Raw genomic sequence first — 17,277 nt, 5'->3', positions numbered from 1 at the left:
ACACAGATTAAATTCTCTAATTGGAGAGATCCTTGTCAAAAATAGGTGCACTCGTAGCATACAAAAGTAAACCAGCAAAAGTGGTCTCTGCAACAATGCATAAATATGAGATCACTTTTTCAGATGGTACTAGCCAGAAAGTAAGAGAGAAGGATTTTCGTTTTATTCACCCTGAATTTAATACAATCAACCAAAATTGTCCTGATGTAGATGCTTCAATTTTGTCCGATTTGGATGCTGAGTCATTGCCACTTCAAGAGATTACTGAGTGGCTTTTTGATGACTTTACCCCACAAAGTGCCTGGTATGTTTACTTGATGAGTGAAGATAGTTTGTATTTTTACTGGAATAAGGATTTATTGATTCTTAGAACTCCAGAGCAAATTCAATCAATTAAGAATCAAAGAAAAGATAAAGCATTAGAGCAAGAAAGCTTAAATAGGTGTATTAAAAACCTAGAAAATAATTTATTTGATGGTGAGGATATTTTTTGGATTAATGAGGTAGAACAGGTTGCCCTTAATCAATCGAAGCACTCTAAGGTAATGAGTGCTTTATCAATCGAAAATTCACCAGAAAATGCCCACTCGTTACTTCTTAATATTAATTATTGGTCAGAGTTCAATAATCCCTACCCACAGAGAAATAAAATTTATCCTGATGCAGATTTAGAGTTTGATGCAGTCAAGTTAGATAGAAAAGATTTAACTCACCTGACGTGTCTTGCAATTGATAATAGCTATTCCAGTGATGCAGATGATGCAATCAGTATCGATGGAGATAGAATATGGGTTCATATTGCAGATGTAGCTAGTTTTGTAGAAATTGATAGTGAACTTGATATATTTGCAAGGAAAAGGGTATCTAATCTTTATCTCCCAGATCAAATTTTTCATATGCTTCCACCAAGGCTATCTGAGGCTTGTTCCTTGGGAGCTAATGACGTGTCAAATGCTATTTCAATTGGATTCGTGCTCAATGAATTTGAAGTCCATGATATACAAATTTACTTGAGTGAAATTAAGGTGACAAAAATGAGCTATGAGGTAGCTGATGAGGAAATCAATTCAAATAAAACTTTAGCTTCATTAAATAAAATAGCTATAGCTCATAAAGCTCATAGAGATACTAATGGCGCCATCCAACTCAATCTTCCAAATACGGATATAAAGCTTAAAGATAGTAAGGTTCACATTTTTCCTCAAACAGTTAGCGAGAGCAGAAGTTTGGTCTCAGAGATGATGATTCTTGCGGGGCGAGTCATTGCAGAGTTTTCAGTTGAGAATAGTATATCAATGCCCTATCTATCGCAAGAGCCAGGAAATTTCAGTGATGAAGTTATTAAAAATATTAATAACCTTTCTCCCCTTTTTCGAAAAGAGGCTGCAAGAGGGTTTAATAGATCTAAACTATCTGTGAAGCACTCATTACACTCAGGATTGGGTTTAGAGGCTTATTTAAGAGTAACAAGCCCGATGAGACGCTATCTAGATTTACTAGTTCAGCAACAATTGGTTAGATTTCTTAATAAGAGTGATCTATTGAATGATAGTGATATTAAAGAGAGAATTAAAGTGGTCAATGCTTCAGTTTCAAAAGTCAATAAAGCCACAAGACAGAGTGTTGAGCACTTCAGATGCCTTTATTTCAAACAAAATAAACAATGGGAAGGAGAGGGGGTTATTGTTGAAGTTAAAGGCCAAAAGGCTTCTGTATTAATTCCTGAGCTTGCAATGATTACTCAAGTCAAATTCAAATCAAAAGTTGAGTTAGAAGAAGAGATTAAGCTGAAGGTTATTTCAAGTAATTTGTTTGAGAGATCAATTGATTTCAAGCCACTCTAACTTGTTATCTAACTTTATTGCGTTGCCTTTTTGAGTCGACCAGTCACCTAAAACATGCCTAGTGTAATTGCTATCATTATGAGTATTTTGTCTGTGCGTATGTCCATGAATGAGATCATAGCCAGGGTATTGGGACATTAATAAATCGGTTGCATTTTGATTTATATCCATAATTTTTTCAGATTTATAAGCCTGCGCCTCAATACTTTTCTTTCGCAGTTGTCCTGTTAACTTAAGCCTCATATTTTTTGATAAATTTAAAAAAATGAACTGAATGATTGGATTTCTAAGGACTTTCTTTAATTTTTGATAGTTTATATCATCAGTGCAGAGGCTATCCCCATGAATTAAAAGGTATTTTTTTGAGTTATGCTCAAGTTCAAATGGTTCTTTGATTAGCTTACAACCAGATTCTTTTTCAAAATTTTTTGATAGTAAAAAATCACGATTACCAGCCATAACAAAAACATTTGTTTTGTCTGAAAGATTATTAAGGATCGAGGTGATCACTTTATAGCTTGCTAGAGAAGCATCATCTCCAATCCAGGAGTTAAAAAGATCTCCTAAGATAAAAAGTTGATCTACTTTTGAGGCCTGTTCAATACAAAAATTTTCAAACAGCTTGACCTTATCCAGCTCAACATTTGTTAGATGGAGATCAGAAATAATTAATGTGCTCAGCATATTTTATTCGCGCTAGAGTTCATCTAGCACAATGAAATTAATCTTGTATCGTTGCCTTTAAAATAATGACAGCTTCGCCTGGAACATCAGCATGTCCTCCAAGGTTGATTGTTTCAACTTTTTCAATCTTATCAACGATATCTTGACCTGCAACTACCTCACCAAAAACGCAGTATCCCCAGCCATCCTGGCCAGGAAAATCTAAAAACTGATTATCATTTGTGTTTATAAAAAACTGTGAACTAGCTGAGTGAGGAGCCATTGTTCTAGCCATAGCAAGACTATATTTGACATTCTTTAAGCCATTCTTAGCTTCATTCTCAATTGTAGCCTTTGTTGTTTTTTGGACCATGTCTTCTGTCATACCGCCACCTTGAATCATAAAGTTTGGAATCACTCTATGAAAAATAGTGCCATCAAAGAATCCTTCTTCCACATAATCGGTGAAGTTTTTGGCAGTAATTGGTGCTTTTTCAGCATCAACAGTAATATGAATTTCACCCATATTGGTCTCTAAAATAATCATGTTTAATCTCAGTTAATTTAAAAGATGGAATTATAACTTATTTAGTTAACACTACTTTCATTAAGAGCAGTGTTCAAGTATAATTCATTCTTTTTTTTAACAATCATATTAGGATTTGTTATGTACGCAGTAATTAAAACAGGTGGAAAGCAGTACCGAGTATCTGAAGGTGAAATACTAAAGATTGAAAAGCTTGAAGTCGAACCTGGAAAAAAAGTTACCTTTGACGAGGTGTTGATGGTTGCAGATGGTGACAAAGTTCAGGTTGGTTCGCCGCTTGTTGCAAAGGCAACTGTCGAAGCTAAAGTCATTTCTCAGGGTAAAGGTAAAAAAGTACATATTCTAAAATTTAAACGTCGTAAGCACTCCATGAAGCAACAAGGACATCGTCAGTTGTTCACAGAAGTACAGATCGATAAAATTAAGGCATAAGGAGTAATTTATGGCACATAAAAAAGCTGGCGGTAGTACTAATAACGGTAGAGATTCGGTATCCAAAAGACTTGGTGTAAAACGTTTTGGTGGTCAAGCAGTTCTTGCAGGAAATATTCTTGTTCGTCAAAGAGGCACAAAGTTCCACCCTGGAACTAATGTCAAGAAAGGAAAAGATGATACATTGTTTGCAGTTGCTGATGGAAAAGTCCAATTTGAAAAGAAAGGCAAATTTAATCGTCAATATGTCTCGATTCAAACTGCCTAATTGTTAGATATTTATTATTTAAAAAAGCGCCTTCAGGCGCTTTTTTATTATTAATCTCACTTATAATTTACTTCATTATGAAATATTCAATCGTTTTTCCTGGCCAAGGGTCACAATCTTTAGGAATGCTATCTGATCTAAATAGTAACTTTTCAGTTGTAAATGAAGTTTTTCAAGAGGCAAGTGACTCTATTAGTGTTGATCTTTGGAAGATCATTAATAATGATCAAGAGGCACTTAATCTTACTGAAAACACTCAGCCAATAATGCTTGCTGCAGGATATGCTACTTATAAGGTTTTGTCAGAGGAGATTAGTCTGACTACTGTATCTATGGCTGGCCATAGTTTGGGAGAGTACACTGCACTGGTAGCATCAAACACTATGAGTTTTTATGATGCGATTCAATTAGTTAGAAAAAGAGGTGAATTAATGCAAGCAGCTGTTCCAAATGGCACAGGTTCAATGGCAGCAATACTTGGTCTAGAAGATAAGGTTATTGTTGAAATATGTCAAAAAGCTAGTAATAGAGGAATTGTTGAAGCAGTTAACTTTAATTCTCCAGGGCAAGTTGTTATTGCTGGTGAAAAAAATGCAGTTTCTCATGCTTGTAAACTTATGAAAGATGTTGGAGCAAAGCGCGCGCTAGTTCTTCCAGTAAGTGTCCCATCCCATTGTTCTTTGATGAAAGATGCTGCTGCTGAATTTAAAACTTATATAGATCATGTTGACTTTAAGGATGGAAATGTTAAAGTGATTCATAATGTCGACGCAAATTTTGGAAGTGATATTGAAAATATAAAAGATAAGTTGGTTGACCAACTGTATATGCCAGTTCTTTGGACTGACTCAGTAAAAAAGATGAAGGGTTCAGGTGTGAAGAGGCTTATTGAGTCAGGGCCTGGTAAAGTCCTTACAGGGCTTACAAGGCGTATAGATAAATCATTAAGTGCTTCAGCTATAATAGATGTAAGTTCATTAAAATCTACTATTGAGGAGATATCAAATGCTTGATGGAAAATTAGTTCTTGTTACTGGTGCATCCAGAGGAATAGGTAAAGCAATTGCATTAACTTTAGGTGAGGCTGGAGCAACTGTTATTGGAACAGCGACTACTGAAAATGGCGCTGATAATGTTTCAAAAGTTTTTGCTGAAAATAAAATATCTGGAAGAGGTATAAAACTAGATGTTACTGATAATGAGCAAATTTCTAGTTTGCTTAAGATTGTAAATGATGATTTTGGATCTATTGATATTCTTGTTAATAATGCTGGTATTACCAGAGACAATATACTTCTCAGAATGAAAGATGATGAATGGGAGGATATTATCGATACAAATCTTTCTTCAGTATTTAAGATGTCAAAATCTGTATTAAGGGGGATGATTAAAAATCGTTCAGGAAGAATTATTTCAATTACTTCAGTCGTTGGAGCCATGGGAAATGCGGGACAGTCAAATTATGCAGCAGCTAAAGCTGGGATGATAGGCTTTACAAAGTCATTGGCAAGAGAAGTTGGAGTTAGAGGGATAACTGTCAATGCAATAGCGCCTGGATTTATCGAAACTGATATGACTGATAGCTTGCCTGATGAACAAAAAGATGCTTTGGCTTCTCAAATTCCAATGGGGAGATTGGGAACTCCTGATGAAATCGCACAGGTAGTATTATTTCTAGCAGGGGATAGTGGATCTTATATTACTGGCCAAACCCTTCATGTAAATGGTGGTATGTATACTGTATAAAAAACTCTATGTTTTGAGCTCTCTATTTATATGGATAGAATTTTTTAAAAATACCAAAAAAATACTAAATATGCATCCAATAACAAAACCTAATGATATTATTAATTTATTTTTTGGCATTATAGTTATTGTCCTTATATCACCAATAGTTTGACTGCCGATTATATTTTGACTATTAAGTATCTCTAATTTATTCAATAAGGCTGACTGTCTTTGATTTAAATTAAATAATTTATCAGTAGCTCCTGCATTCTCATTCAGAAGATTTAAACGACTAGTTGCTTGAGCTTCATGTTTTAAGTTTTCAATAATATTTAGATAAGTGGATTGATTTAGGTCTGATAATTTTAACTTGATATAAGATATCTCTGCTTTTATGCTTTCAATCTCAACAGTTAATAAATTCTTTTTCTTCAAATAAATTAATTTAGAAAGACGATTATGACGCTCATAAATGTAATTAATAATACGATTCAATAGCTCTTTATTTGTTTCAGATGACTTTGAAGTGAATTCAAATTTAATTAATTTATTTTCTAAAGCCTGAATTGTGAGAGCATCATGTAAATAATCATCCAGATTTTTATATATTAAGTCTACTTTTAAGTTTTCAGTTAAGATAGAAGGTGTTTCAATTATCTCTTTAACCCCGCCAGGCATCTCAAAATAACCAATCTCAATTAGAGTTGTTGACTTAAATATAGGCTTAAGAGAAATGGTATAAAAAATAGAAATAGTCGTAATAATTAATATAGTTGAAATTATTAATTTTTTAGATTCTTTAAGTGCTTTTATTATTTCTCGAAAATCAATTTCATTTTCAACGAATTGAGGCGTGCTTAAATTACTGCTCATTATTAATTAATTTAGTTAATCAAAATTCTATTTTATAGAATTAAAATTAGCTTTACATATTAATTAAATTCAATACGACATATAAAAGGTATTTTATTTTCTGCGTAATTTAAAAAATGATTGCAGGACTTTCTTACAATCCTGCTCTAGAACTCCACCATTAACTTCTATCTTATGATTAAAAAAAGGTTCAAATAAAAGGTTTGCAGCTGAGCCACAAACACCACTTTTAGGATCCAAAGCCCCAAATACAATTCTTTCAATACGCGCATGAATCATAGCTCCAAGGCACATTGCACAAGGCTCTAAGGTAACGTACATTGTTGTTTTTGGTAATCTATAGTTCAATAATTTTTGGCCAGATTTTCTAAGAACCTCAATTTCGGCATGAGCAGAAGGATCATTTTTTGAGATAGGACAATTATGAGCTTTTGCAATAATTTGATTATTATGAACTAGAACAGAGCCGACTGGAACCTCGCCCTTTTCCATTGCAATTTCGGCTTCTTGAATTGCAAATTTCATCCATTTTTCATCTTCTACCATAAGTATATTTTAATAAAAAAACCACTCAAATTTATTACCAGTCTATTGAAGAAGCAAAATTAAAAGCTATTGAAAACATAATTAAAGCGATTATAAAGTCAAGAATTTGCCAAGAAGTCGAACTCCTCATTATAGGTGCTATTTTTTTTGCACCATATGCTAGGCTAAAGAAAAAAACAAAACTTGCAAATATAGCACCAATTGAAAATGCAAATTTTTTTACTCCAATAAATTGTTGTGAATATGTTCCAATAAGTACCATTGTATCTAGATATACATGAGGGTTGGCGAAAGTTAGAATTACTAAAATACCAATAGTAGATTTTAAGCTCTTTGAGTTTGAATTAATAATTTCAAGACTTTTATTAGCTTGAAAAGATGATTTTAACTTCATGACTCCATATCCAAAAAGCCAAACTGAAGCTAAACCAAAAATTACGTTGGAGAAATCAGTAATAAATTTGTTTAATACAGAAGAAGCACCTAAAACACCAATACTAATTAACAGTCCATCAGCAATTGCACAAAATAGCGCAACATAAAAAACATGTTTGCCACTAATACCCTGGCTTATAACGAAAGTATTTTGAGCACCAATTGCCGCAATTAAAGAAAGTCCAAGTAAAAAACCGGTAATAAAAGCTGATATCACTAGGTATTAAAGTTTTTATTTGAGAAACTCAAGGTGTATTCATCTAAATTGGGATTATTAGGCATATCTAAATTATTTGGAAAATCTGAAGCTAAGACTTGATTGACTGGCCCTGAAGAAAAAGAACATTCAATCGTATGAGGAATCTTATTTATAGTTAAGGGACCATAATTGTTAAGATGGATATGAATAAGGTTGAGAGGAAATTGACTAACAAAGTTTTCAATTTTATCGATATGAAGATCGACATCATGAAATTCAATTACTAATCCTTCTATTATCTCAGAATATTTTATCAAATCTGCCAGTAAGCGATATTCCCAGCCTTCAATATCAATTTTTAAATAAATATGTGAATAGTTTTTAATAATTGATTTATTTAAAATTGTTGAAAGAGAAACATAATCTGGTGGATCATCAATACCAACAAGTTTCTTTAGATGAAATTTATCATCTTTAAAAAATTTAATGTAGTTATATGAAGTTTTAAGCCAGTGAATAAAAATTTTAGGTTTATTTATCCTTATGAAATACTTTTTGCATTTTTTTAAGAAAATTTCTAAGCTCACAGTTCCATCATAGATATATGTAGGGACTGAATTAATTGAATTAAACTCCTCTTCGAAGTGCCAATTATCACTCATTCCAAGACCAATTAAAATATCTGAATTTGAAATATTTCTTTCATCAATAACGTAACCTCCATCATTATTTCCACCAATGCGCTTTAAAGAGGATATTTTTTTTGGTTGAAGAAATTTGGGCAGTGTGAATTGTGATTTCATAATTAATTATTTAATTAATGCCAGGATTTTAATTACTCCCACTCAATTGTTGCAGGAGGTTTTCCTGAGATATCATAAACTACCCTAGAAACTTTTGAAATCTCATTTATAATTCTATTTGAAACATGGTCCAAGAAGTCATGAGGGAGTCTTGCCCATCTTGCAGTCATGAAATCAATAGTTTCTACAGCCCTTAATGCAATTACATTTTCATATCTTCTCTCATCTCCCACTACCCCAACTGACTTGATAGGAAGAAAGACAGCAAAAGCTTGATTAACTGAATCATACAAATTAAAGTTATTAAGTTCTTCTATGAAAATACTATCAGCGTGCCTTAAAGTCTCTGCAAATTCTTTATTGATTGGTCCTAAAATTCTAACACCTAAGCCAGGACCTGGAAAAGGATGACGGTAGAGCATTTTTTTTGGTAGACCAAGTTTTATTCCAATAGCTCTTACTTCATCTTTAAAGAGATCCTTAAGAGGTTCAACTAGCTCAAATTGTATATCTTCTGGGAGACCACCAACATTATGGTGAGATTTTATTACTTTTGCTTTACCTGATGCCGCACCTGCAGACTCAATAACGTCAGGATAAATAGTGCCTTGAGCCAAGAACTTAATATTGTTTAATTTTTTAGCTTCTTGATCAAAAATTTCAATAAATGCATTACCAATAATTTTTCTTTTATTTTCAGGATTACTTTCATCAGATAATTGCTCATAAAAATGCTGTTGGGCATTAGAACGAATTACTTTAACTCCCATATTTTCTTCGAAGGTTTGCATTACCTCATCACCCTCATTAAGTCTCAATAACCCATTATCAACAAAAACACATGTGAGTTGATCACCAATTACTTTATGGAGAAGTGCAGCTACTACCGAAGAGTCAACACCTCCTGAAAGAGCTAAAAGAACTTTTTGATCACCAACCTGAGATTTAATTTTAAGTAAAAGGTCTTTAATAATATTTTCTGTGGTCCACTTTCTTTCACATTTGCAGATATTAGAAATAAATCTTTCTAAAATTTTTACCCCTTGTTTTGTATGAGTAACTTCAGGATGAAATTGAAGCCCGTAGTAATTTTGATCTTTATTTACAAAGCCTGCAATTGGACAGTTTTCACTAGATGCAATGAGTTCAAATCCAGGAGGTAATTTTGTAACTTCTATGCCATGACTCATCCAAACATCAAGAAATTCATGGCCATCAGAGTTTTTTCCATCATTTATTTCATTTAAGAGATCAGAATGATTTCTAGCACGAATTTTTGCAAAGCCAAACTCAGCTTTTTTAGCACTAGTCGCATCTCCTCCCAACTGTATAGCTAATGTTTGCATACCATAACAAATACCTAAAATTGGAACTTTAAGATCAAATATGATTTCAGGAGCTCTTGCAGAATTTTCATCAGTTACAGAATCAGGACCACCAGAAAGAATAATCCCACTCGGATTAAAATTTTCAATAAAATGGGAACTAACATCGTAAGGAAGAAGTTCACAGTATACTCCAGCCTCTCTGACTCTTCGAGCAATTAGCTGAGTATACTGAGAGCCAAAATCGAGAATTAAAATTTTATGATGAAGTATGTTTGACATAATGAAAATGTTTAATAGAAAATTATTTATTTATAGATGTTATTTTAATGAAAATTAAAGATCGCTACATTGCTAAAACTCTTTTAACTTATTCACTAGTTGTTCTAATAGTTTGGCTTAGTATTTATAGTTTTTTTAATTTTTTAGCTGAACTCAATAGTGTTGGAACAGTTAACTATACAATTCTTAAGGCATTTAGTTATATTTTACTGCAGATACCTGAGGTAGCCTATGAGCAGGTAGCACCAGTAATTCTATTAGGATGTATCCTTGGTATGGGGCATTTAGCAACTACTGGACAATTAATTATATTTAGAGCTTCAGGCATTTCAATACTAAAAATTACTTGGCTTACTTTGAAAAATGCAATTATTTTCTTAATTTTCTTAACTGTAATTGGTGAGTTAGTAGCCCCAGTTATAACTAAATATGCAGAAGATGAGCGTTCAATTGCCTTGGGTCAAAATAGTTTTTCGACTAATCAAGATGGTTTTTGGATTAGAGATGGAGATAATTTTATAAATGTTGAAAATAATATTGATGGGAGTTTACTAAATGGAGTAACTATTATTGAAGTGAATAAATCGAATAAGATTGAGAGAGTTGTTGAATCTAAAAGTGCAATCTTTGACGGTCAAATTCTTAATATGGGTGCTACAAATATTTTTTCAATTAGCTCATCAAATACATTTGACAAAATCGCATTAAAAGAGCGAAATTTATATAATAAGCGTGTTGCTTTCGACCAGGATATGATTGATAGTCTTGAGAAAGAGCCTAAAGATCTAACAACTTTTACTATTCTTAAGCAGATAAATTTTTTAACAGATAATAAGTTAAGAGCAGAAGTATTTGAGGTAGAACTATATAAGAGACTAGCAAGGCCATTAATTCTTATTGCAATGATTTTACTGGCTATGCTGTTTATTTTTGGATCTACACGTGATGTAACACTTGGAAGGAAAATATTTTTTGGTGCGGCATTAGGTTTATTGTTTGAATTATTTACTCGAATTGGTGGCGCTTTGGCACTAAGTTTTGATTTTAGCCCAATATTTAGTTCTTTCTTGCCTGCAATAGTAATAATGTTGATTGCAGTTATAGTATTAATGAATAAATCAAATCAATAAAGAATGTCAATGAACGAAACAAAAACTTCAAAACAAAAGCTAAAACAGCCTAGTCGTTTTGAGGTGCTTTTATTAAATGATGACTACACCTCTATGGACTTTGTAGTAGAGGTACTTAAGAGGTTTTTTCATAAAGAATTTTTTGCAGCAGAAGCAATTATGCTTAAAATTCATATCGATGGTGAGGCAGTTTGTGGTTCATATTCATATGATGTTGCTCAAACAAAAGTTTCGCAAGTGATAGAATATTCTCGAAAAAACGACCAGCCTCTAATGTCAGTTCTTAGGGAAGGTAGTTTTTAGTTATCTTTTTGGAGGTATTATTTATGTCAATTCAATCAATAAACCCACAAAATGATGGGTTAATTATAGTTTGGAATGATGGATCGTCTAGCTGTTTTCCTTGGCTTTGGATAAGAGACCATAGTGAGAGCAAAGTTGATCTTCATCCAGACTCAAAACAGCGTCAAGTTGATGTATTCAGTGAGACGCCAGATAACTCTATAATTAATGCAACACTAGACCAAAATGAAAAAAATGTAATAGTTGAGTGGGTAGATCACTCTGAAAGCTGTATTTCGTTTGATCTGCTTGACTCTATGTCGGTAGTTAAGCCGCCTTCTGCGCAAGCTCTAGATAATGGTATCTATTGGAATTCAACTAGTGAAATTAAATTTTTTCCAGAGATGATTTATGATGAGTTTATGGATGATGGAGGGTTAAAAAAATGGCTTGGACATATTCAAAGAAATGGTTTCGTGTTGGTAAATGAAGCGCCAGCTTCTGCGAGTGCAACAAAAGAGATTATGGAAAGAATGGCTTATGTAAGAAATTCAATATTTGGTGGTTTTTCAGTTTGGGATAACAAGCTTGAAAATCCAGATGACACTGCCTTTACTTCACTTGCAATTGAGCCTCATACTGATGGAACCTATGTTCATGATGCGCCTGGACTTCAAACACTTCATTGCCTTAAGAAAGATTCAATTGGCGGCGAGAATCAATTAGTAGATGGGCTTGCAATTGCTGAAAAAATGAGAATTGAGTATCCTGAATATTTTGAAATACTTTCCTCAATCAATATTCCAGGAAGATATATTAAGACCGATACATATTTAGAGGCTAAGCGGCCTTTATTCAGAGTTAATGATGAGGGTAAAGTTGTTCAAGTAAGTTTTAATAATCACGATAGAGCTCCTTTTAGGCTTGAAAATGATTTAATGAACTCATTTTATGAGGCTTACAAGGTTTTCCATAATTTGGCTAATGATGAAAATCGTCAATTTCAGTTTATGTTGGAGCCTGGCAAAGTTTTGACATTTGATAACTGGAGAGTTCTTCATGCACGCTCTTCACTCACTGGCTATCGACAGCTTTGTGGTGGCTATCATAATCGTGAGGATTTTGAAAGTAAGCTGAGGTCAATTTAGTTGGATAATTTACCACATAAATTGAATTTTTTTTAAATCAAATTCCTTTCAGAGGTGTTAAAATCTTACTTATAGATTATGAATTAATAAGAATATTATATGATTGAACAAGGACTTCAACAAGAAATTAATATGGTAATGACTGAGGCGAGAAATCGCCGCCTTGAGTTTGTGACTGTTGAGCATCTGCTATTAGCGCTGCTAAACATGGATGAGGTGGTAGCTTTTCTTCGAGGTAAGAGAGTAAATATTGATGAATTAAGAGCAGAGCTAGAACAATACATAGACTCACATACACCCATAATCTCTGAAGATGCAGAAATTGACATTGTTCCAACTGTAGGCTTTCAAAGAGTTTTGCAACGAAGTGTTTATCAAGCTCAGTCTGCACAAAAAAATTCTGTGAATGCAATGAATGTTTTTGTTAGTATTTTTTCTGAGAAAGAATCACATGCTGTTTACATGCTTAAGCTAAATAATATTTCTAGGCTTGATGTGATGGAGGGGATTTCATCTCAATTGGCCGATTCACCGACTGAGGAAACTAAACAAGTTGAAGGTGAAAAGTCAACAAAGCCCTCTTCACTTGAATCCTTCACTAGGAACCTATGTGATAAGGCTAGATTAGGTGAAATTGACCCATTACTTGGAAGGGAAGAAGAAGTCATGAGAACAGTCCAGGTTCTATCGAGACGAAGAAAAAATAATCCTTTATTTGTTGGGCAGGCTGGAGTTGGAAAGACTGCAATTGCTCAAGGACTTGCTAAAAGAGTCGTTGACGGCCAAGTTCCTGACGTTCTAAAGAAAACGACGATATATTCTTTAGATGTCGGTGTTTTAATTGCAGGCACAAAGTATCGTGGAGATTTTGAAAAACGACTTAAATCGGTTTTAAATGAACTTGAAAAAGATAAAAATGCTGTTCTTTTTATTGATGAAATTCATACTTTAATTGGAGCTGGAAGTGTGTCTGGTGGATCTTTAGATGCGTCTAATCTTCTAAAGCCAGCATTGGCTGATGGCACACTCAAATGTATTGGTTCTACTACTTATGAAGAGTATAGAAAAGTTTTTGAAAAAGACCATGCTCTAGCTAGGCGCTTTCAAAAGATTGATATCGAAGAGCCATCTGTAGAAGACACAATTAAGATTCTTCATGGTTTAAAGAAATATTATCAATCACACCATAAGGTTAAATTTTCGTCTGCAGCGCTTGCTTCTGCTGCTGAATTAACACACAGACATATGGGTGATCGGCGTCTTCCAGATAAAGCAATTGATGTCATGGACGAGGTTGGAGCGCTTCAACAAATAATGCCCAAATCTAAAAGAAAAATAAATATTGGTGTTTCAGATATAGAGAATATTGTTGCTAAACTAGCTCGTATTCCATCTAGGCAAGTTAACAGCAATGATAAGACTCAACTTCAAAACCTTGAAAAAGATTTAAAACTAGGTGTTTTTGGACAGGATAATGCTGTTGACTCATTATCAACAGCTATTAAACTTTCTCGCTCTGGACTTTCTCCTCTTGAACAACCGATGGGCTCATTTTTATTTGCTGGTCCAACTGGTGTAGGTAAAACAGAAATTTGTAAGCAGTTATCCAGAATTATGGGTGTTAAATTATTGCGTTTTGATATGTCTGAATATATGGAGAGACATTCAATTTCAAAACTAATTGGCTCCCCTCCCGGATATGTTGGGTATGATGAAGGCGGACTTCTAACTGAAGCGGTAAACTCAAATCCTTATGCAGTTCTTTTACTGGATGAAATAGAAAAAGCTCATCCAGATGTTTTTAATCTTCTTTTGCAAGTCATGGATCATGGCATGCTAACTGATGCAAATGGACGCGAAGTTGATTTCCGTAATGTTATTCTTGTTATGACTTCTAATGTTGGTGCCCAAAATGTTCAAAGAGCATCAATAGGATTTAATGAACAAGACCATTCATTGGATTATGAAGGAGAGCTAAAAAAAACCTTTACACCTGAATTTAGGAATAGACTTTCTGAAATTATTTACTTTAATTCATTAAGTGAAGATATAGTGGTTTTTGTAGTTAATAAATTCATTTTTGAGCTTGAGGATGTCCTAGAGCAAAAAAATGTCTCTCTAATTGTCTCAGATAATGCCCGAACATGGTTTGCAGAAAATGGCTACGATTCAAACATGGGGGCAAGGCCAATGATAAGGTTAATTGAAAAAGAGATTCGTAAGCCTTTAGCTGATGAGCTTCTTTTTGGAAAATTAAGTAATGGCGGAACTGTTAAAGTTGGTATCAATAAAGATAAAATTACCCTAAACATCTCTTAAATGAGAATTCTTATAAGTAACGATGATGGCTATAAAGCTGAGGGAATTATCCAGCTTGCGAAATCACTTAGTGAAATTTCAGAAGTTATTATTGTTGCTCCAAGTGAAAATAAATCAGCAGCCAGTAGTTCATTGACTATAGGTAAGCCATTAAAGCCAATTCAAATCGAAAAAAATGTTTATGCGATTGATGCAACCCCAAGTGATTGTGTGCATTTGGCTTTATGTGGTTTTATTAAAGAGTCAATTGATTTAGTTGTTACTGGGATTAATTTAGGTGCCAACCTTGGAGATGATGTTATTTATTCTGGAACTGTAGCAGGAGCAATTGAGGGGCGATTTTTAGGTCTTCCATCTATTGCCGTTTCATTAGCGAGTTGGGAATGTAAGCACTTTGAGACTGCTGGAAAGATAGCCAAGCTTCTTGTTGCTCAAATTGAGAAGGCACCTCTTGCTTACAATACAATTATTAACGTTAACGTTCCTGATATCCCAATGAGTGAAATTAAGGGAATTAAGAGTACTCGTTTAGGAAATCGGCATAAGTCTGAGCCAAGTATTCAAGATTTAAAAGATCCATCTTTATTTTGGATTGGGGAGAATGGCAAAGAGTCTGATAACGAAAAAGGTACAGACTTTCATGCAATTTCTAATAATTTTGTATCTGTCACACCTCTTCAGATTGATCTAACTAAATATCCTGAAATTCAGCAAGTAACCGATTGGCTTGAAAAAATTAATTATTGACTCCAGGTATCTCTTAAGCCAACTGTCTTGTTAAATACTAATCCTTCTGATTCAGTATCTCTACAAAAATATCCTTCTCGTTCAAATTGATATGCTTTTCCTATTTCAACATTCTTAAGACTATACTCAACATAGCCATTTTTTATAATTAGTGAGTTTGGGTTAAGTGCTAATGACATATCATCAAATTGAGAAGGATTTGAGTCTAAAAAAAGGCGATCATATATTTTAAATTTAGCACTAATAGCTTTAGTAGATTCAACATAATGAATAACACCTTTAACTTTTCTTCCATCAATTGGATTTTTACCTAAAGTATCTGGGTCATAAGTGCAATAAATAGTAGATATATTTCCATTTTCATCTTTATTGAACCGTGACGCCTTTATTACATATGAGTTTCTTAGGCGAACCTCTTTATCAATTGATAAGCGTTTATATTTATTATTTGGAACTACTTCTGTAAAGTCATCCTTATCAATATAAATCTCACGACTAAAGAAAATCTTCCTGGCCCCCATTTCTTCATTTTGAGGATGAAGTGGTGCACTAAGAGATTCAATTTTTCCTTCAGGATAGTTTTCAATCACGAGTTTTATTGGATTAATTACAGCCATTGCTCGAGGCGCAGTTAGATTTAAATCATCTCTAATAGATGACTCTAAAATAGAAATATCAGTAAGGCTATTAACCTTTGAAACGCCAATTCGCTCTGAAAAGTCTCTAATTGAGGCTGGAGTATAGCCTCTTCTCTTAAGGCCAGAGATTGTTGGCATTCTAGGGTCATTCCAGCCTGAAACATAATCATTATCAACAAGAAGTTTTAGTTTTCGTTTAGAAGTCGTTGCATACTCAAGATTTAATCGAGAAAACTCATATTGATGAGGTCTATCAGGTTTGTTAAAGGCATCTAAATTTTCTAATGTCCAATTATAAATTCTTCGATTATCTTGAAATTCTAAAGTGCATATAGAATGAGTTACACCTTCAATTGCATCACCAAGACAGTGAGCAAAATCATACATTGGATAGATGCACCAATCATCTTTAGTTTGGTGATGCGTTTCGAAGCGAATACGATATAGGGTTGGATCCCGCATACACATAAAGCTTGAAGCCATATCAATTTTTGCTCTGAGTACACACTCTCCCTCCTTGAATTCACCTGCTTTCATCTTGTCAAAAAGAACTATATTATCATTTATAGTTGAATCACGGAATGGACTATTTTTGCCAGGTTTTTTTAAAGTACCTCTATATTTGCGAATTTCTTCAGGACTTAAAAAACACACATAGGCTAAATTTTTCTTGATAAGTTCTACAGCAGATTGATAGAATATATCAAAGTAGCTTGAGCTAAACTTAACTTCATTATTCCAGCTAAAGCCAAGCCAGTTAACATCTTTTTTTATAGAGTTAACAAACTCAATATCTTCTTTTGATGGATTAGTATCATCAAATCTTAAGTTGCAATATCCATTATAATTTTTCGCTGTCCCAAAGTTTAGACATATTGATTTAGCGTGGCCGATATGAAGATAACCATTTGGCTCAGGAGGAAAGCGGGTAATAACACTAGAATGTTTACCAGTTGACAGATCTTCGTCAATGACATTTAGTATAAAATTTCTTGACTTTTCAGATGTCTTCTTTGGAGGCATTGTTGACAATGTTCAGGATAAATTAACCAAAATAAATTATATCAT

Annotated in this window: 18 protein-coding genes; 10 read left to right on the top strand and 8 right to left on the bottom strand. The window is 33.5% G+C overall.

Annotated features, from left to right (window positions below; genetic code table 11):
- The first annotated feature begins 32 nt into the window (after positions 1-32).
- The gene (locus W908_RS07175) at positions 33-1,844 is read left to right on the top strand and encodes a ribonuclease catalytic domain-containing protein (RefSeq protein WP_053820545.1); all 1,812 of its coding nucleotides are present in this window, start codon (positions 33-35) and stop codon (positions 1,842-1,844) included.
- Here W908_RS07175 and W908_RS07170 read toward each other — a convergent pair.
- Positions 1,821-2,528, bottom strand: coding sequence for a UDP-2,3-diacylglucosamine diphosphatase (locus W908_RS07170; protein WP_053820544.1), 708 nt, complete (start codon positions 2,526-2,528; stop codon positions 1,821-1,823). The genes W908_RS07175 and W908_RS07170 overlap by 24 nt on opposite strands.
- 37 nt (positions 2,529-2,565) lie before the next feature.
- Positions 2,566-3,054 (bottom strand): peptidylprolyl isomerase, encoded by a 489-nt coding sequence (locus W908_RS07165; RefSeq protein ID WP_053820543.1) that lies wholly within the window; start codon positions 3,052-3,054, stop codon positions 2,566-2,568.
- A gap of 120 nt (positions 3,055-3,174) precedes the next feature.
- On the opposite strand from W908_RS07165, the gene rplU reads away from it, so the two are divergent.
- The 4 genes from rplU to fabG all read left to right on the top strand — a co-directional run bounded on the left by rplU (position 3,175) and on the right by fabG (position 5,500).
- Complete coding sequence (gene rplU / locus W908_RS07160) at positions 3,175-3,486, top strand: 50S ribosomal protein L21 (protein WP_053820542.1); 312 nt, start codon at positions 3,175-3,177, stop codon at positions 3,484-3,486.
- Positions 3,487-3,496: 10 nt separating this feature from the next.
- Complete coding sequence (gene rpmA, locus W908_RS07155; protein WP_020024764.1) at positions 3,497-3,754, top strand: 50S ribosomal protein L27; 258 nt, start codon at positions 3,497-3,499, stop codon at positions 3,752-3,754.
- A gap of 77 nt (positions 3,755-3,831) precedes the next feature.
- The gene (fabD, locus tag W908_RS07150) at positions 3,832-4,767 is read left to right on the top strand and encodes an ACP S-malonyltransferase (protein WP_053820541.1); all 936 of its coding nucleotides are present in this window, start codon (positions 3,832-3,834) and stop codon (positions 4,765-4,767) included.
- Positions 4,760-5,500 (top strand): 3-oxoacyl-ACP reductase FabG, encoded by a 741-nt coding sequence (gene fabG, locus W908_RS07145; protein WP_053820540.1) that lies wholly within the window; start codon positions 4,760-4,762, stop codon positions 5,498-5,500. The genes fabD and fabG overlap by 8 nt, the downstream gene beginning before the upstream one ends.
- Positions 5,501-5,506: 6 nt before the next feature.
- Here the strand turns inward: fabG and W908_RS07140 are convergent, their stop codons facing one another.
- From W908_RS07140 to guaA, 5 genes are all read right to left on the bottom strand, one after another.
- Entirely contained in the window at positions 5,507-6,355 is an 849-nt protein-coding gene (locus W908_RS07140) for a Wzz/FepE/Etk N-terminal domain-containing protein (protein WP_053820539.1), read from the bottom strand.
- Between the two features lie 93 nt (positions 6,356-6,448).
- Positions 6,449-6,901 carry a tRNA adenosine(34) deaminase TadA gene (gene tadA, locus W908_RS07135; protein ID WP_053820538.1) on the bottom strand — a complete coding sequence of 151 codons (453 nt, stop codon included), beginning with the start codon at positions 6,899-6,901 and terminating at the stop codon, positions 6,449-6,451.
- A 34-nt stretch (positions 6,902-6,935) separates the two neighbouring features.
- Complete coding sequence (locus W908_RS07130) at positions 6,936-7,553, bottom strand: LysE/ArgO family amino acid transporter (protein WP_053820537.1); 618 nt, start codon at positions 7,551-7,553, stop codon at positions 6,936-6,938.
- On the bottom strand, positions 7,553-8,338 hold the full coding sequence (locus W908_RS07125; RefSeq protein WP_053820536.1) for a class I SAM-dependent methyltransferase: 786 nt from the start codon (positions 8,336-8,338) through the stop codon (positions 7,553-7,555). The genes W908_RS07130 and W908_RS07125 overlap by 1 nt, the downstream gene beginning before the upstream one ends.
- A gap of 32 nt (positions 8,339-8,370) precedes the next feature.
- Positions 8,371-9,945 carry a glutamine-hydrolyzing GMP synthase gene (gene guaA, locus W908_RS07120; protein ID WP_053820535.1) on the bottom strand — a complete coding sequence of 525 codons (1,575 nt, stop codon included), beginning with the start codon at positions 9,943-9,945 and terminating at the stop codon, positions 8,371-8,373.
- Between the two features lie 47 nt (positions 9,946-9,992).
- On the opposite strand from guaA, the gene lptG reads away from it, so the two are divergent.
- The 5 genes from lptG (at position 9,993) to surE (ending at position 15,571) form a co-directional block, all read left to right on the top strand.
- Positions 9,993-11,075 (top strand): LPS export ABC transporter permease LptG, encoded by a 1,083-nt coding sequence (lptG, locus tag W908_RS07115; protein ID WP_053820534.1) that lies wholly within the window; start codon positions 9,993-9,995, stop codon positions 11,073-11,075.
- A gap of 3 nt (positions 11,076-11,078) precedes the next feature.
- Positions 11,079-11,378: an ATP-dependent Clp protease adapter ClpS gene (gene clpS / locus W908_RS07110; protein ID WP_053820533.1), complete on the top strand. Its 300-nt coding sequence runs from the start codon at positions 11,079-11,081 to the stop codon at positions 11,376-11,378.
- 23 nt (positions 11,379-11,401) lie between these two features.
- Positions 11,402-12,505: a trimethyllysine dioxygenase gene (locus W908_RS07105; RefSeq protein ID WP_053820532.1), complete on the top strand. Its 1,104-nt coding sequence runs from the start codon at positions 11,402-11,404 to the stop codon at positions 12,503-12,505.
- Between the two features lie 99 nt (positions 12,506-12,604).
- Positions 12,605-14,824 (top strand): ATP-dependent Clp protease ATP-binding subunit ClpA, encoded by a 2,220-nt coding sequence (gene clpA, locus W908_RS07100; RefSeq protein ID WP_053820531.1) that lies wholly within the window; start codon positions 12,605-12,607, stop codon positions 14,822-14,824.
- Positions 14,825-15,571 (top strand): 5'/3'-nucleotidase SurE, encoded by a 747-nt coding sequence (gene surE, locus W908_RS07095; protein ID WP_053820530.1) that lies wholly within the window; start codon positions 14,825-14,827, stop codon positions 15,569-15,571.
- Here surE and W908_RS07090 read toward each other — a convergent pair.
- On the bottom strand, positions 15,565-17,232 hold the full coding sequence (locus tag W908_RS07090; protein ID WP_053820529.1) for a glutamine--tRNA ligase/YqeY domain fusion protein: 1,668 nt from the start codon (positions 17,230-17,232) through the stop codon (positions 15,565-15,567). The two genes, surE and W908_RS07090, sit on opposite strands and share 7 nt — an antisense overlap.
- Between the last annotated feature and the right edge of the window lie 45 nt (positions 17,233-17,277).

Source organism: Candidatus Pseudothioglobus singularis PS1 (genome assembly GCF_001281385.1).
GTDB classification, from domain to species: domain Bacteria; phylum Pseudomonadota; class Gammaproteobacteria; order PS1; family Pseudothioglobaceae; genus Pseudothioglobus; species Pseudothioglobus singularis.
This window is presented reverse-complemented; position numbering and strand designations above follow the sequence as displayed.

Excerpts from the sequence above, each read along its gene's own strand:
- W908_RS07170 (WP_053820544.1), bottom strand. The coding sequence starts at position 2,528 with ATGCTGAGCACATTAATTATTTCTGATCTCCATCTAACAAATGTTGAG.
- W908_RS07165 (WP_053820543.1), bottom strand. The coding sequence starts at position 3,054 with ATGATTATTTTAGAGACCAATATGGGTGAAATTCATATTACTGTTGAT.
- rplU (WP_053820542.1), top strand. The coding sequence starts at position 3,175 with ATGTACGCAGTAATTAAAACAGGTGGAAAGCAGTACCGAGTATCTGAA.
- rpmA (WP_020024764.1), top strand. The coding sequence starts at position 3,497 with ATGGCACATAAAAAAGCTGGCGGTAGTACTAATAACGGTAGAGATTCG.
- fabD (WP_053820541.1), top strand. The coding sequence starts at position 3,832 with ATGAAATATTCAATCGTTTTTCCTGGCCAAGGGTCACAATCTTTAGGA.
- fabG (WP_053820540.1), top strand. The coding sequence starts at position 4,760 with ATGCTTGATGGAAAATTAGTTCTTGTTACTGGTGCATCCAGAGGAATA.
- W908_RS07140 (WP_053820539.1), bottom strand. The coding sequence starts at position 6,355 with ATGAGCAGTAATTTAAGCACGCCTCAATTCGTTGAAAATGAAATTGAT.
- tadA (WP_053820538.1), bottom strand. The coding sequence starts at position 6,901 with ATGGTAGAAGATGAAAAATGGATGAAATTTGCAATTCAAGAAGCCGAA.
- W908_RS07125 (WP_053820536.1), bottom strand. The coding sequence starts at position 8,338 with ATGAAATCACAATTCACACTGCCCAAATTTCTTCAACCAAAAAAAATA.
- guaA (WP_053820535.1), bottom strand. The coding sequence starts at position 9,945 with ATGTCAAACATACTTCATCATAAAATTTTAATTCTCGATTTTGGCTCT.
- lptG (WP_053820534.1), top strand. The coding sequence starts at position 9,993 with ATGAAAATTAAAGATCGCTACATTGCTAAAACTCTTTTAACTTATTCA.
- clpS (WP_053820533.1), top strand. The coding sequence starts at position 11,079 with ATGTCAATGAACGAAACAAAAACTTCAAAACAAAAGCTAAAACAGCCT.
- W908_RS07105 (WP_053820532.1), top strand. The coding sequence starts at position 11,402 with ATGTCAATTCAATCAATAAACCCACAAAATGATGGGTTAATTATAGTT.
- clpA (WP_053820531.1), top strand. The coding sequence starts at position 12,605 with ATGATTGAACAAGGACTTCAACAAGAAATTAATATGGTAATGACTGAG.
- surE (WP_053820530.1), top strand. The coding sequence starts at position 14,825 with ATGAGAATTCTTATAAGTAACGATGATGGCTATAAAGCTGAGGGAATT.
- W908_RS07090 (WP_053820529.1), bottom strand. The coding sequence starts at position 17,232 with ATGCCTCCAAAGAAGACATCTGAAAAGTCAAGAAATTTTATACTAAAT.